Source organism: Bradyrhizobium sacchari, assembly GCF_002068095.1.
GTDB lineage: Bacteria > Pseudomonadota > Alphaproteobacteria > Rhizobiales > Xanthobacteraceae > Bradyrhizobium > Bradyrhizobium sacchari.
In genome coordinates this window covers 382,713-397,450 of the sequence record NZ_LWIG01000033.1, presented here as the reverse complement: position 1 = coordinate 397,450, position 14,738 = coordinate 382,713, and the positions used below count along the sequence as shown (strand labels likewise).

General features: G+C 64.0%; 10 protein-coding genes and 1 pseudogene. 6 read left to right on the top strand and 5 right to left on the bottom strand.

The features are described 5' to 3' along the window. Positions 1-74: 74 nt before the first annotated feature. The gene (locus A5906_RS29905; protein WP_080138780.1) at positions 75-803 is read left to right on the top strand and encodes a haloacid dehalogenase type II; all 729 of its coding nucleotides are present in this window, start codon (positions 75-77) and stop codon (positions 801-803) included. Between the two features lie 37 nt (positions 804-840). Here the strand turns inward: A5906_RS29905 and A5906_RS29900 are convergent, their stop codons facing one another. Together A5906_RS29900 and A5906_RS29895 are read right to left on the bottom strand one after the other, a co-directional pair. After that, on the bottom strand, positions 841-1,740 hold the full coding sequence (locus A5906_RS29900; RefSeq protein WP_080138779.1) for a hypothetical protein: 900 nt from the start codon (positions 1,738-1,740) through the stop codon (positions 841-843). Positions 1,741-1,743: 3 nt separating this feature from the next. Next, the gene (locus tag A5906_RS29895; protein WP_080138778.1) at positions 1,744-3,558 is read right to left on the bottom strand and encodes a peroxidase family protein; all 1,815 of its coding nucleotides are present in this window, start codon (positions 3,556-3,558) and stop codon (positions 1,744-1,746) included. 326 nt (positions 3,559-3,884) lie between these two features. On the opposite strand from A5906_RS29895, the gene A5906_RS29890 reads away from it, so the two are divergent. Both A5906_RS29890 and A5906_RS29885 read left to right on the top strand, forming a co-directional pair. Then, positions 3,885-5,288 (top strand): FAD-binding protein, encoded by a 1,404-nt coding sequence (locus A5906_RS29890; RefSeq protein WP_136615569.1) that lies wholly within the window; start codon positions 3,885-3,887, stop codon positions 5,286-5,288. Positions 5,289-5,404: 116 nt separating this feature from the next. Then, positions 5,405-8,557: an ATP-binding protein gene (locus A5906_RS29885; protein WP_161495450.1), complete on the top strand. Its 3,153-nt coding sequence runs from the start codon at positions 5,405-5,407 to the stop codon at positions 8,555-8,557. Between the two features lie 133 nt (positions 8,558-8,690). Here A5906_RS29885 and A5906_RS29880 read toward each other — a convergent pair whose 3' ends face one another. The 3 genes from A5906_RS29880 to A5906_RS29870 all read right to left on the bottom strand — a co-directional run bounded on the left by A5906_RS29880 (position 8,691) and on the right by A5906_RS29870 (position 11,524). Then, positions 8,691-9,443 (bottom strand): SDR family oxidoreductase, encoded by a 753-nt coding sequence (locus A5906_RS29880; protein WP_080138775.1) that lies wholly within the window; start codon positions 9,441-9,443, stop codon positions 8,691-8,693. A 252-nt stretch (positions 9,444-9,695) separates the two neighbouring features. Continuing rightward, positions 9,696-10,667, bottom strand: coding sequence for an MBL fold metallo-hydrolase (locus A5906_RS29875; protein ID WP_080138774.1), 972 nt, complete (start codon positions 10,665-10,667; stop codon positions 9,696-9,698). Positions 10,668-10,858: 191 nt separating this feature from the next. Then, the gene (locus tag A5906_RS29870) at positions 10,859-11,524 is read right to left on the bottom strand and encodes a GntR family transcriptional regulator (RefSeq protein WP_080138773.1); all 666 of its coding nucleotides are present in this window, start codon (positions 11,522-11,524) and stop codon (positions 10,859-10,861) included. Positions 11,525-11,634: 110 nt separating this feature from the next. Here A5906_RS29870 and A5906_RS29865 point away from each other — a divergent pair, with 110 nt between their 5' ends. From A5906_RS29865 to A5906_RS29855, 3 genes and pseudogenes are all read left to right on the top strand, one after another. Beyond that, positions 11,635-12,429 (top strand): enoyl-CoA hydratase/isomerase family protein, encoded by a 795-nt coding sequence (locus A5906_RS29865; protein WP_080138772.1) that lies wholly within the window; start codon positions 11,635-11,637, stop codon positions 12,427-12,429. 8 nt (positions 12,430-12,437) lie between these two features. Beyond that, a pseudogene (locus A5906_RS29860) lies at positions 12,438-13,692 on the top strand (CaiB/BaiF CoA transferase family protein). Between the two features lie 48 nt (positions 13,693-13,740). Then, entirely contained in the window at positions 13,741-14,733 is a 993-nt protein-coding gene (locus A5906_RS29855; protein ID WP_080138771.1) for a Bug family tripartite tricarboxylate transporter substrate binding protein, read from the top strand. Positions 14,734-14,738 lie beyond the last annotated feature (5 nt).

Below are 14,738 nucleotides of genomic sequence, written 5' to 3'. Positions count from 1 at the left end.
TTGTTGCATGGAAACGATCATGCTTTAAAGCCATAACTCATGCGTATTGGGCGCAGTGAATAGCGGAGCAGAGCATGACCACAACATCCGACCTTTCCGCCGTCAAAGCCCTCGTCTTCGACGTGTTCGGTACTGTTGTGGACTGGCGCACCAGCCTCATCACCGACTTCATGTGGTGGAGCGGGCAGCGCGGCATCAGTGCCGACTGGACTGCACTGGTCGACGGCTGGCGCGGCATGTACATGGCCTCCATGGACGAGGTGCGCAAGCATCCCGAGCGCGGCTATGTCATGCTCGATGATCTGCACCGCCGCTCGCTGGAGCAGCTGGTCGAGAGGTTCGCAATCAAGGGCCTCACCGACGCCGATCTCGATCACCTCACCAAGGGCTGGCACCGCCTCAATCCCTGGCCCGACAGTGTCGCCGGCCTGACGCGCCTGAAGACGAAATTCGTGATCTCGCCGCTCTCGAACGGCAATGTCGCACTGCTCACCAACATGGCTAAGTTTGCCGGCCTGCCGTGGGATCTCATCATGTCGGCCGAGCTGTTCGAGCACTACAAGCCCGATCCCGAAACCTATCTCGGCGCCGCGCGCCTGCTCGGCCTCAAGCCGGAACAGGTGATGATGGTCGCCGCCCACAACGGCGATCTCGCCGCCGCCCAGAAGCACGGGCTCAGGACGGCCTTCGTTGCGCGGCCGACGGAGTACGGGCCGCTGCAGAAGGTTGACTTCGAGGCGACCGGCAACTGGGACATCGTGGCGAAGGATTTTGGCGGGATCGCAGACAAGCTCGGCTGCTGATCTCACGGCGCTTGCCGACGACTCTTCCGCGGCGCATTCACGCGCCGCCTTGCGCTTGGTCTTTTGCCACCTGCCAGACCTTGCTGAGCAAGGCCGGGACAAGGCCGTGCGCGGGGCACTCATTCCAGCTACCAGCAAAGAATGCTGATCCCGGATCGGAGGCGCGTTGCTGGTGGGCCGTTTCGACCGCCAGGAGGACCAGCGTCCGCGACCGCAGCCGGATCAAATCGACGAAATCTCCATCGCGCGCCTCGCGGACCACGTGTGCCGGCGCGCGCAAAGTGCGAAGCATCGCATCCTTCGGGTCGATCTTCGCCAGATTGCCGCCCTGCAGCGCCAGCTCGCGCATCAGTTCGATCGATTTGACGATGTTCTCCATGGCGAGCGCGGTCGCGTGCGCGCAAGCCATGTCTCGTTCCGAGACCGCCTCGATTCGATCGAGCGCGGCTTGCAGCGCGCCGCTGTACCTGATCCACCATGCGCGCAGTGGCCAGGCCGCCAACCATGCCTGCAACGTGCGCGCGGCCTCGTAGGACTCTTCGCTCGCGACATAGCCGGGACGGAACAGCCGGCCGACAGCCTGCTGAACGACTACGCCCAAGCTGCGTCGCAGCCGCCCGCCGCCGACATAGTTGCTGAGCTCGGCGATCTCCGGCGCGATCCGCTGCAACAACGGCTCGATATGCGAAAGCACGCCTTCGAGGTCTTTTTGATGCTCCGCGCGCAGCGGATCGTGCCGGTCACGAAACGCCGGCCAGATGTCGCCATCGGGCGTGCGGAAAACCGCAAGCTTCGCCGCGACCGAGCGATTGAACAGGCCTCCGCGGCCGGACAGCGGGCGGGCGACCACGGCCGCATCGTTGACGCGGCGGAGTTCGTCCGGATCGCTGACGATGGCGAGGCGAACGAGGCCCGGGATGGTGATGATGAGGGCCACGGCTCAGCTCCTCAACACGTTCCAGGGCGCAAAGGCGTTGTTGACGCCCTCGAGCGCTGGGCCGAGCTGCGGCACATGCCGCAGCAGGACCGATTTCATTCCGTTGTTCTGGACCCAGTCCAGACCGAAGTCGGTGTAGACCTCCGCCCGGTAGTCGTCGGTGAAGAAGCGGTCGCTCTTGAGACGTCGCGAGGCCATCAGGATGAAGATACGGAAGGCGGTGTCGCTGAAGCCGAAGCCGTCCGGCAGGTCCTCGGCCAACAGTCCGACCATCAGATCAACGCGGTCGACGTCGCCCTTGTAGATCGCGCGCATCTTCTTTGCCGCGCCGGGAATGCTGGTGATTTCCTCGAATGTCCTGACCCGTTTCTTGCCGACCAGCTCGCGAAAGCGGTTGTAGCGCGGCACGCCGCGCTCGCGGTCGCGCATGATGTCGATCGCCGCCATGTCGAGCAGCGGTTGACCCTCCTTTGTGAACTGGCGAAGGAAGTTCGGGTAATTATGCAGGCGAATGGCGCCGGGATGGACCGTGCCGAACGAGTACAGCAGATTGACGAAGCCGTGGCTCTTCATGAATTTGCGGGAGGCGCCTCCCTGCATATCCACCAGCTTGCAATGTTCGACCCCCGCGACGTCGAGCCGTCGTAGGTCAACGTCGTCCGGAATCAGCGGGTGCAGGCGGTAGACCGCGGTGAATTCCTCGGTCATCGCATAGGGCGCGCTGTGCTGGTCCGTCGGAGAACCGATGATGCCATAGGCGGCTTCGCTGTTCTTTCCGAGCACCGCCCGCAGCACCCGGTTCGGTATCCCCGACCAGTTGGCGTGCATGCCGAAGTCCAGCGCAGGATGGCCGAGGATGCCCGGCGTCCATTCGATGGTGTGGATCTTCGCGATCAGGGCCGCATTGATCAGGCGCGCGCGCTGGAACAGCTCCTCGTCATTCCAGCTCGGATACCGCGTCTTCAGGCCATCGCAGATGACATTGTGCTCGCGTGCGAAGAGATTGTGCAGCAGGCTGAGCCCGACCCACCAATTGTCGTTGAAACCGGTGAGATCGGCGCCTTGATGATCTGGATCTGGAGGAAGCATTCCATCGTCGCCGACCTTGATCTTTCCGTCGGCCTTGGACCGGATTTCCATCTGTCTTTCGCGATTGCTGCCGTAGATCTGTCCCGCGTCCCACCAATGTGAGTTGATGTTGCAGAACGTGGGTGTCGCGCCGAGCCATGGTTCTCGCGGCGTGTTGTCAGGAACCGTGCGCCGGATCTGCATGCAGCCGTCGACCGGGTCAGGCCAAGTATCGCCCGGCTCCAGCGGGATCTTGAACGCGTTTTCCGGCCGGGGCAGCCCATGGCTGAACCAGTTGTGCGTTTCGAACTGGATCCAGGCGGCGGCCAGCAGATTGAGGCTGGTCGCGGGAATGAAGGTGTCGCGGGCCAGCAATACCTGCGAAATCACCCGCGGGCTTGGTTCGAGCAAGTTGTCTCCGCTGTCTGGCACGCATTCCGGCAGCGGGAAATTTCGTCCGAACCGGGCACCCGCCATGCCCATGCGCGGGTGGTCGAGGCTGTTGAACGAGCCGTCGGCGGAACGCCAGCGGTCATTGCCGGTCTTCCAGCCGGGTGGTGCAGTGCCGTAGCCGGCGTGGTGGAGGTTGTGCTCCCGCAGCCGTTCGCGGAACACCGAAAGATTGGCTGATCCGAGCAGGGTCGGCAGGTGGTCCCATCTGACGAAAAAGTTGACGACCCGATAGACGACGTCCAGGACCGCTTGGAGCAGGCCACGATGGTAGACAAAGCCATCGTTCTCGCGGGACATTGACGCTCCCAAACAAACGCGTGAAATCATTTAGACTTGCAACCAGTAAATGCACTTCCATACCACCAAAATGCCCGCTTGCCAACGCGACTTGCCGGAGGCCGTGGTCGTCAGGTCGTACACTTTCCCCTGTCGGTTGAATGTTTGCTCGGATAGGATGCCCGGCAGCCGTGGGGTGCATCAGGCGGCCCGGCTGAATTTGCGTGAGCGAGGCGAGGCTGCGCGGCAACGCGCTTCAACCTCGCGAGGACCAGGCCGACACCGGCGTCGGCAGGACAGAAGAGCCATCTTGAGTTGCGTGTTTCGCCGTCAAGGGGGTGACGCAGATGGGCAGTACGGTTCACAATTACGATGGCGGGATCACGAGCTCTCCCGCGCAACTGGTGTCGCCGCGCTCCGTCGACGAGATTAGAGCGATCCTCAAGGATGCTGGCCGCTACCCAAGCCCGGTCCGGGCCATGGGCAGCTATCATTCCTTGACGCCTTGCGCATCCTCGGACGGGACGATCATCGACATGTCCGGGATGAGCCGCATCATCAGGATCGATCCCCATGACATGACGTTCACAGCCGAGGCGGGCCTGCAGTTCATCGTCGCATCTCGGGCGCTGCGGGCGATGAACCTCCAGTTTATGACCAATATCGAGATCGGGAATATGACGCTGGGGGCGGCGGCCTGCTGCCACACCAAGGACGGACTGGATGGCGGCGAGTTTGGCCAGGTCGGCTCGTACATCACGGCGATCAAATGGGTGACGCCCAGCGGGGAGCTCGCAGAAGCATCGGAGGAAAACGACCCGGGTCTGATGTACTTCATGCGTTCGAGTTACGGCTTGTCCGGCGTCATCTACGAGGTGACGTTTCGGATCAAGCCGCTGGAGGCGATCCATTTCCGCTATTTACCGCGACCGATCGGAGAGCTGACCGAGAAGGAGGTGGACGGGATCATCGATGCGTCGCGGGGGCTGATCTGCTGGACAGTCGGCCGGAAGGCGCATTTCCAGACGCGCCACCCGATCGACCGGGTTGGACCGTTCGGATCGCTGTTCGCCGCCAGCCGCCGCACTCTCTGGAATTTTGGAGAAGCCCGCGTCGGCAGGTTCATCGACAGCAGCATTCCGAGCAAGCCTCTCAGGGATGCAACGCTCGACACCTGGTTCGTGGGCAACAAGCTGTTGATGTCGTTCCTGCACCTTGTCGGCGGCGCGACCCTCTACAATCCCGACAAGACGATCGACTACAGCCAGACGCGGCCATCGGCGCGCTATGCATTCACATTCTGGGCATTTCCGCGCGGTGAATGGCTGCAGGTGCTGCGCGACTACGTGGACTTCAGCGAAAAGTATTTCAGGGAGCACGACTTCCGCTGCAACATGGCGCTTGGCTCCTACTTCATCCGGAAGGACGAACATTCGTTGCTGTCCTACTCGCATGACGGGGATGTTTTTTCAGTCGATCCCATTCACGCCTATACGGACAGGCCGGCGTGGGATCGGTTTTTGGAGGAGTTCAATGAGTTTGCATCCAAGAGGAATGGCATTCCTCTGCTGAACCAGAGCCCGTTCATCACGAGGCACCATGTCACGGCGGCGTATCGTGCGAGATGGACGGAGTTCTCTGACCAGGTCAGACGAAAGGATCCGAACGGGCGTATGCTGAATCCGTTCTTCGCGGATCTGCTCAGCCCTGAGCTCGCCCCGAGTAATCGAGACAGTGTGGCTGACGGATAGTCGCTGAACGCGTTATGGACTTGTTTGGGAAGAATGACGCAATCTTGTCACCCCAGGAAGAAGGTATCGGCGCCCGATCGAAAACGCCGAACAATGTCAGAATTCCGGGACGAGTGATGGACGATCCTCGCGACAGAGCAACCGAACGCCGTCAGCTCACGGTCTTGTTCTGTGACGTCGTCGATTCGACGGGCCTCTCGGAGCGCTGCGACATCGAGGATTTGCGCGAGATATTGTTGGAATTTCAGGCGATCAGCTCGCAGTGCATCAGGAATGCCGGGGGCAGCGTCGTCAACTATATTGGGGACGGCATTCGTGCCGAGTTCGGTTATCCGCTCGCATCGGAAAACGAGGCCGAGAGCGCGGTACGCTCCGGCCTGCTGCTGTTGCGGGCGCTTCGCGAACTGAGCGAGCGCGCGACCGCGGCGATCCAGGAGCCGCTTCGGGTCCGGATCGGCGTGCATACGGGAGTAGCGGTGATCGGCAGGGCGGGGCCGGGCCACGTGCACGATGCAACCGAGATCGTCGGCGATACGCCCAATATCGCGTTCCGGTTGCTGGAAATGGGCGAGCCCGATTCACTCGTGATCAGCGGCGAGACCAAGCGCCTGCTGCGCGGCAGATTCGCCCTGCAGCCGCTGGGCATGCGCTCACTCAAGGGATTGTCGCGGAAGGTCGAGGTCTTTCTCGTCGCAGGCGAGGCGTCGGAAGACGGCGCCGGCCACCGCGCCCGCCATCGCAATGCCTCGCGTCTCGTCGACAGGGTCGCCGAACTGGACCAGTTGCTGCAGGCATGGGAGCTGGCGAAGGCCGGGCAGGGACGTACGGTGGAGATCACCGGGGAGCCCGGCATCGGCAAGTCACGCCTGGCATTGGAGCTGATCGAAAGGGCCGCGCTGCCGGACGACCTGATCCTGGCAATCCAGGCCTCCGGCCCCCATCAGAATACCCCGCTATACCCGATCATCAGAGCGCTCGAGCAGCGTGTCGGCATTGGCAGGGATGAAGACGCCGAGGTGAACTCGGCGCGTCTGCGTGATTTCATGGCCGCGACATCCGGCGGCGACGAGGAGCAGTTGACGCTGATCAGTCAGATGCTCGGTCTGCCGGTGCCGGCTGTGTCAGGTCCGACCATTCCCGACGCGCATGAGCAGCGTCGCAAGACGCGCGATGCGGCGGTGCGGCTGCTGATCTCGCAGACACGCGGCGATGCCAGCCTGATCCTGATCGAGGATTTTCACTGGGCCGATCCGTCGACGATCGAGATCGTCGAGCGCATTGCCGGCCAGATCGGGGGCACGCGGAACCTCCTGGTGGTCACCAGCCGGGCATCCGTCATCGGTAACGTGTCGCCGATGATCCAGCGCATCGTGCTTCAGCGTCTCGACGACGAGCACTGCCGCGATCTCGCCGGCTCGGTGGTCCGCGACAAGCAGCTGCCAAGCCAGTTGCTCCAGCAGATCGTCGCGCGATCGGATGGTGTGCCGCTGTTCGTGGAAGAGTTGGCGGCGGCGGCTCTCGAGACCGGGCAGGTCGACCCCGGCGTCAGCAGGGCCGGCGCCAGCGGACCTTCCGAGGTGCCATCGGCGCTCTATGATTCCCTGATGCTGCGTCTGGAGCGGCTTGGCAATGCCAAGGCGGTCGCGCAGCTCGCCTCTGTGATTGGCCGAAGCTTTTCGCACCGGCTTCTCGCCGCAGTTGCGGGCGATCTCCAGGACGCCCTCGAACCCGCCCTCGAGCGGCTGCGAGCCTCCGGACTGATCGGGCTCGAGCGCGATGAGGACGAAAAGGTCTACTCCTTCAAACATGCCCTGGTCCGGGACGTCGCCTATTATTCGCTTCTCAAACGGCAGAGGCGGGAGCTTCACGACCGCGTGGCCGAGGAGATCGAGCTCCATCTGCCGGAGGTTGCCAGCACCGAACCGGGGTATCTCGCGCAGCACCTGTCCGAGGCCGGGCGCACCTCCCGAGCGGCGCAGATGTGGCTCAAAGCGGCCCAGCAGGCCGCAGAGCGCTCGGCAAATCTGGAGGCAATCGCCGATCTCAACATGGCGCTGGAGGAGATCAGGAGGCTTCCCGCGGGGCTCGAACGGGACAATCTGGAGCTGAACGCCCAGATCGCGTTGATCGGACCGACGATCGCGCTGCAGGGATTCGGCGCCGACGCGGTCGCTGACGTGAGCAGCCGTGCGATCGAACTCTGCCGCGCCCTCGACAACGATCCGCGCATCTTCCCGGCGCTGTACGCAAGATGGTCCTACCTGCGCGTTGCAAGCAATGTGCGGGAGGCCGGTACGCTGGCGCGCGACTTTCTTGCGCTCGCCGAGCAAAAGGGAACGAGGGCCGATCGGATGGTCGGCCATCGGCTGCTCGGCACGTCGCTGCTCGACGGGGAGACCGAGCAGGCGTGCGTCCATCTCGAACGCGCGGCCAAGCTCTACGATGCTGTCGCAGACCGTGCGACGGCCGTGACATACGGCACCGACGTGCAGATCACGAGCCTGTCCAACCTGTGCATCTGCAGCTGGCTGGTCGGCCGGGTCACCGATGCGATCACGCACGGCCGGGAGGCACTCGAGCACGCGCAGCAATTGTCCCATGCCCATACCCTCGGCTACGCCTTCGCCCATGTCTGCATGCTCTATACGCTGGAGCGGGACGTGAAGACGGTTCGGGCGCTCGCACAGCGGACGCTCGAGGGCGCGATCAGGCGGGAACTGCCGCTCTGGGTCTCGGTGGCGCGGACATTTCTCGGCTGGGCTGACGTCGAAAGCGGTCGCCTCGCGGAGGGCATCGATGTGCTGGAGAAGCAGCGCGACTTCCTGCAGACGGCGCACCTCGTGTACTGGCTGCCGACCTATCTTTGCTGGCTGGCAGAGGCCTATATCCGTGCCGACAGGCTGGCGGACGCCCGGCGTTGCCTCGATCAGGTGCGCGATGTCTTCGGACGGGGCGGCAACTATTGGTACGAGGTCGAGTGCCTGCGTCTGGAAGGGCGGTTTGCTTCCCATGCGCAAATCAACGACGTCGCGCTTGCAGAGCAGAATTTCGAGCTGGCCATGGCGCTCGCCCATCGGCGCGGTCAGCGGGGATTTGGCTTGCGCGCCGCCGAGGGGCTGGCGAGCCTGCTCGCCGCCAGGGGCGAGACGGACCGTGCACGTGCACTGCTGCAGCAAGAATTGCAGTTCTTCACCGGCCAACCTGACGGCGGCGATCGCTCGGATGCCAAACGGCTGTTGCGCGAGCTCGAGGACCGCTCGCGCAGCTGAGCGCTCAGATCCTGGATCGACCGGCGCGCCGCCCTCGACGCGCGTCGGCCGGCCTGATCCTCGAAGCAGTGATGTCGCATCGGCAAGGACAATCGGGCGAATGCGAAATTGCATCGCGCCGAGGTTTGGCGGCCTACGGCTGGCTCACTTTCGCGAGCCATGCGACGAGCGGCGTTGTCCCGAGCCTGGCCTCGCCGAGCGGGACCAGCGAGGTGTCGTCGATGGGGGAGCCGTAATATCCGGCCTTGGCGTCACCCACCACGGGGCGGCTGTCGCCGGCTGCTTTCAGGCGGCGCGCAACGAACTCGTTGAACGGCGCCTTTTCAGGTCCTGCGATATCGATCGTGCCGTTCAGCGGCCGTCCGGCCGCGACCTCCGCGAGGCAAGCGACCACGTCGTCGGATGCGATCGGCTGGAACGCCGCCGATGGAACGACGATCTTGCCGTCGATCGCTCCCGCGTCGCCAATGGCGCCGAGGAATTCGAAGAACTGGGTGGCGCGCACGATCGAGTAGGGCACTGACGAGGCCTTGACGATGCCCTCCTGCGCCAGCTTGGCCCGGAAATAGGCGATGTCGGGCGAGCGATCTGTGCCGACGATCGACAACGCGACGTGATGCGTCACGCCGGCTGCGGCTTCTGCCGCCGCGAGGTTCTGGCTCGAACGCTGGAAGAATTCGAGCACGGCAGCGGGTTCCCAGGACGGTGCGTTGGCAACGTCGACCACGACGTCGGCGCCGGCCAGCGCGGCCGCGAGACCTTCTCCGGTGACGGCATTCACGCCCGATTTCGGCGAGGCGGCCACGGCTTCATGACCCTGCTGCTTCAGCTTCGCCACGAGCTTGGATCCGATCAAACCGGTACCGCCGATCACGACGATCTTCATGGCATGTCTCCTCGGCATTTTCGAGCCGGAGTGCGCAAGGGGCGTTGCGCTCTCGCGGCGATGAATGATGCGAGCGGAGACTTAGCCGAGCAATGGGGCGGGCTCTTGCCTGGAACGGGCCTGCCTTGCCGAAAAATGCTCCGGAAAATGCTCGACGAGGGGAATTGGTCAGGGACCATTCCCCTAGTCGCGCACGCGGATCAGGTAACGCGCCCGGGCCGCACATGAGCGACCCGGGCGTGATGTCGCCGGCTACAGCGTCATCTGCATCGGTTCGGGATAATAGTGGAACCCTTCACCGGCCTTGGCGACATGGCCGTAGCCGGGCCAGGCGAAGTGATAGGACATCACCGGCGTCTTGTTCGCCGCCAGCATGGTCAGCAGTTTTACGCGCGATTCCGCCGCCTGCTTTGGGTCGGTGTCGTAGGAGAATTCCATCCGCGGCCGCTCCAGCAGCAGCACCGAATGGTGCGAGAGGTCGCCGAGGAAAGCGAACGACTTGCCGGCCGAGGAGACCATGAAGATGGTGTGGCCGACGGTATGGCCGGGCGCCGCGATCGCCTGCACGCCGGGCAGGAATTCCTGGCCGTCCTTGAAGAACACGATGCGGTCGCGGACCGGCAGCAGGTTCTTGCGGGCGTGCACGACGAAGTCCTTGGCCGCGCTCCCCAGCTTGCCTTCGTCGGTCCAGAAGTCGAAATCGGTCTGCGAGATGTAGATCTGCGCGTTCGGGAACAGCGGCTTGCCGCCGTCATCCACGATCCCGCCGATATGGTCGATATGGGCGTGCGAGCAGACCACGGCGTCGATATCCCCCGGCTTGATGCCCGCCTCGGTCATGCTCTTCTGCTGTCGCCCGGTGCTGGAGCCGAACATCTTGGATGAGCCCATGCCGGTGTCGAACAGGATCAGCTTGTCGCCGGTGTTCACGATCGGCGAGTTCTGCTCGAGTACGACGTTGTCAGGCGACAGGAAATTGTCCGCCAGCATCTTCTTCACCTCTTCCTTGGGAACGCCGGTGAAGGTGCCGGACGGATCGCCGAGCGGCAGCGGTCCGTCGGAGACGACGGTCACTTCGGCATCGCCGAGAATGAAGCGATGCCAGTAGGGCGTCTGGGTGCCGAGCTTCGGCGCGCGTGCCATCGCGCTGCTGCCAAGCAGTGCGCTGGCACCAAGGCCGGCACCGAGCGCGAGCAGGGACCGGCGTGAGACATCAAGTGTCATTCGTTCCTCCATTTTCTGTTTTGATCCGCACGATTGTTCGCGCGTGATGCGGCCTTGGGCCGGCCGCGCGATGCTGCGCCGGTTCGGACAGGCTCGCAAGAGGAAACGGATTGGCGGTGATGGTGGAATGAGCAAGGAACAATCAGCGATTGTGTCGCGATTGTGTTCCCTGGATCGTCGCTGCAAAAATCTTATGCGATCCGCAAGCCGAGGTCGCTCGCTTCCATCTCGGCGAAGCCGGCCTGCAGAACCTCCTCGCGCTTGTGGCGCAGATGCGCACGCAGAATATGCGAGAGGCCGGCGCCGTCGCGCCGCTGCAGCGCGTTCAGGATCGCCTCGTGCTCCTTCACGGCGAGCGCCCAGCGCTGCGGCGTCATCGGGGTGACGTAGCGCGCGCGGCGGATGCGCGCGGTCACCGACGTATAGAGCCCGGCCAGCGCGGGGTTTCCGGCGGCGGCGACGATGGCTTCGTGGATGGCGCGATTGCCGCGATAATACTGGATCAGATCGCCCTCGCGATAATGCCGCACCATCTCGTCATGGGCCGCTGCGATCGCACCGATCTCGGCGTCGCTGATGCGCTCGCAGGCGAGTTCGCCGGCGAGCGCTTCGAGGCCCTGGCAGACCTCGAACAGGTCGCGCATGTCCTTGTCGGTCAGTTTTGCCGCGCGCGAGCCGCGATGGGGCAGGAGCTGCACGAGGCCTTCGGCGGCGAGCACCTTCAGCGCCTCGCGCAGCGGCGTGCGCGAGATCTGCAGCCGTTCGCACAGCTCGCGCTCGGGAATCCGCGCGCCCGGCGGGATCTCACCGTCGAGCAGGATGGCGCGGATACGGCCGACGACGTCCTCGTGAAGCATGGCACCGCCGCTCCCGTTTGAATGCAAAAACGCGGTAACTAGTCGAAATCTGCAAGTTCCAGCTTGCTTATCCCAAATTTTGCATTCAAAAATGTAAAAAACAAGAGGAAATGGACCTGGCAGCGGAGGCGGACGACCTCGTTTTTGAATGCAACGACGGCATCGGGCGGATCACCTTCAACCGCCCGCAGGCGCGCAACGCCTTCACCTTCGCCATGTACGAACGCCTCGCGGCGATCTGCAAGGAAGCCAACGATGATCAATCGATCAAGGTCCTGGTGCTGCGCGGGGCCGGCGACAAGGCCTTCGCCGCCGGCACCGACATCAACCAGTTCCGCGAGTTCAAGACGCCGCAGGACGCGATCGATTACGAGAACCGGATCGATCGGGTGCTCACCACGCTGGAGCAATGCCGCGTGCCGACCATTGCCGCGATCAACGGCTTCTGCACCGGCGGCGGCGCCGGCATCGCCGCAGCCTGCGACCTCCGCATCGGCACGCAAAGCGCGAAAATCGGTTTTCCCATCGCCAGGACGCTCGGCAACTGCCTGTCGATGTCCAATGTCAGCCGTCTCACCGCGCTGATCGGCGCCGCCCGCGTCAAGGATCTGATCTTCACTGCGCGCCTGGTCGAGGCCGCCGAAGCCGCCGGCATCGGGCTGCTCGGGGAGGTCGTCGATGACATCCCAGCACTCGACAGGCGCAGTGAGGAGGTTGCCCGGCTGCTCGCCAGCCATGCGCCGCTGACGCTCAACGCGACCAAGCAGGCGGTCGCCCGCCTGCAAAGGCGGCTGACCCCGGACGAAGGCGAAGACCTCATCCTGATGTGCTACACGAGCCAGGATTTTCGCGAAGGGCTCGATGCTTTCCTCAACAAGCGCGCGCCGCAATGGCGCGGCCAATAGGACGCCCGATGCAACATTCGCAATCCATCTCTCGCCGTTCGGGACCGCTGGCCGGCCTCAAGGTCGTCGATCTCACCCATGTGATGGCGGGGCCGACCTGCACCCTGATGCTCGCCGACATGGGCGCCGACGTCATCAAGATCGAGAAATCACCCAACGGCGACGACACCCGTCACTCCGTGCCGCCGAAGATCGGCGAGGAGGCGGCCTCCTTCCTGATGATGAACCGCAACAAGCGCGGCATCGTGCTGGATCTCAAGACCGACGGCGGCAAGCAGGTGCTGCGCCGGCTGGTCGCGGAGGCCGACGTGCTGGTCGAGAATTTTGCGCCCGGCGCCATGGAGCGCCTCGGCTTCGGCTATGAGGAGCTGCACAAGCAATATCCAGCGCTGATCTACTGCTCACTGTCCGGCTTCGGCCGCACCGGTCCCTACAAGGACCGCCGAGGCTTTGACCTCGTCGCACAGGCGATGAGCGGGATCATGAGCTTCACCGGCGAGCGCCCGGATGGACCGCCCGTCAAATGCGGTCCGCCGCTGTCGGACATCACCGCGGGTCTGCTCGCAAGCATGGGCATTTTGGCCGCCTACACCCATCGCCTCAAGACCGGCGAAGGGCAGTGGGTCGAGACCTCGCTCTACGAGGCCGCGCTGGTGCAGACCTATTGGCAATCCACTATCGCGCTCGCCGCGGGCACCGCGCCGCGCGCGATGGGCTCGGCCCATCCGCTCAACGCGCCGTACCAGGCCTTCGAGGCCTCCGACGGCTGGCTCGTGGTCGGCGGCGCCAACAAGAAGCATTGGCTGCTGATGCTGGAAGCGCTCGACGCGAGCGAGCTCGCCGCCGATCCGCGCTTCGTCACCGGCTCCGACCGCATGGCGAACCTGAAGGAGCTCGAGACGGTCCTCAGCGAGCGCTTCCGCACCAGGTCGCGGGCGCATTGGCTGGCGGCGCTGGACGAGAAGGGTGTGCCGTGCGGGCCCGTTCACGACATGCTGGAGGCGCTCAGCGACCCGCAGACGCTGGCGCGTGAGATGGTCGTCGAGGTCGATCACTCCACGCTCGGCCCCGTGAAGACGATCGGGCTTCCCGTGAAGTTTTCGGAGACCCCAGGCAAAGTGCTGTCCGGCGCGCCCCTCTATGGTGAGCATACGCGCGAAGTGCTGGCCGAGTACGGGTTCGACCAGACACAAATCGAAGCGCTCGAAAAAGAAGGCGCGATCGTTGCGGCGGCCATGGGAGCGCGAGGAACGCGTCGCCTGACCGGACGTCGATACGACAAGAACAAAAGAAAATCAGCTGGAGGAAAACATGGGTCGGACGTCAACATTTCTGTTCTCCGCAGCCGCGACCGTGCTCGCCGGCACCATGCCGGCGCTCGCCGCCTGGCAACCGCAAAAGCCGATCGAGTTCGTCGCCACCGCCGGGCCCGGCGGCGGCACCGACAATCTCGCGCGCGCGGTGCAGAACATCATCACCAAGCACAAGCTGACGGAGCAACCGATCGTCGTCGTCAACAAGGGCGGCGGCAGCGGCGCGGAAGGCTATGTCTACGGCAAGGCCTCCGCAGGCGATCCCTACAAGGTGATCTTCGGCACCTCGAATGCCTGGCAGCAGCCGCTCGTCTCCAAGGTCGCTTTCAACTACACCGATCTCACCCCGATCGCTGCGATGGCGCAGGACGAGTTCCTGCTCTGGGTCAAGCAGGATGCGCCCTACAAGAATGCGGGCGATTATCTGAAGGCGGCCGCATCGGGCGAATTCAGGATGGGCGGCGCGCAGTCCAAGGACACCGACGAGGTGCTGACGCGCATGATCGAGAAGGCCGGCAAGGTCAAGCTGACCTACATTCCCTTCAAGAGCGGTGCCGAAACCGCGGTGCAGCTCGCTGGCGGACATCTCGATTCCCACGTCAACAACCCCAGCGAAAGCATCGGCCAGTGGCGCGGCGGCACGCAGCGGCCGCTTTGCGTGTTCAGCCCCAAGCGGTTGCCGCAAGGGCCCAAGGTCACCGCGACCGAAGGCTGGAGCGATGTTCCGACCTGCGTCGAGCAGGGCCTCGACATCAAGCAATATGAGCAGCCGCGCACGGTATGGCTGCCCGGCAAGGTCACGCCGGAGCAGGCCGCGTTCTATGTCGATCTGATGAAGAAGGTGCAGGCAACGCCGGAGTGGAAGGACTACATCGAAAAGACCTCCCAGGTCGACACCTTCCTGACCGGTGCCGAGTTCGACAGGTTCATCAAGGAGGACCTCGATCACGTCAAGCAGGTCGCGGGCGAGCAGGGCTGGCTCGTCAAGTGAGGCGG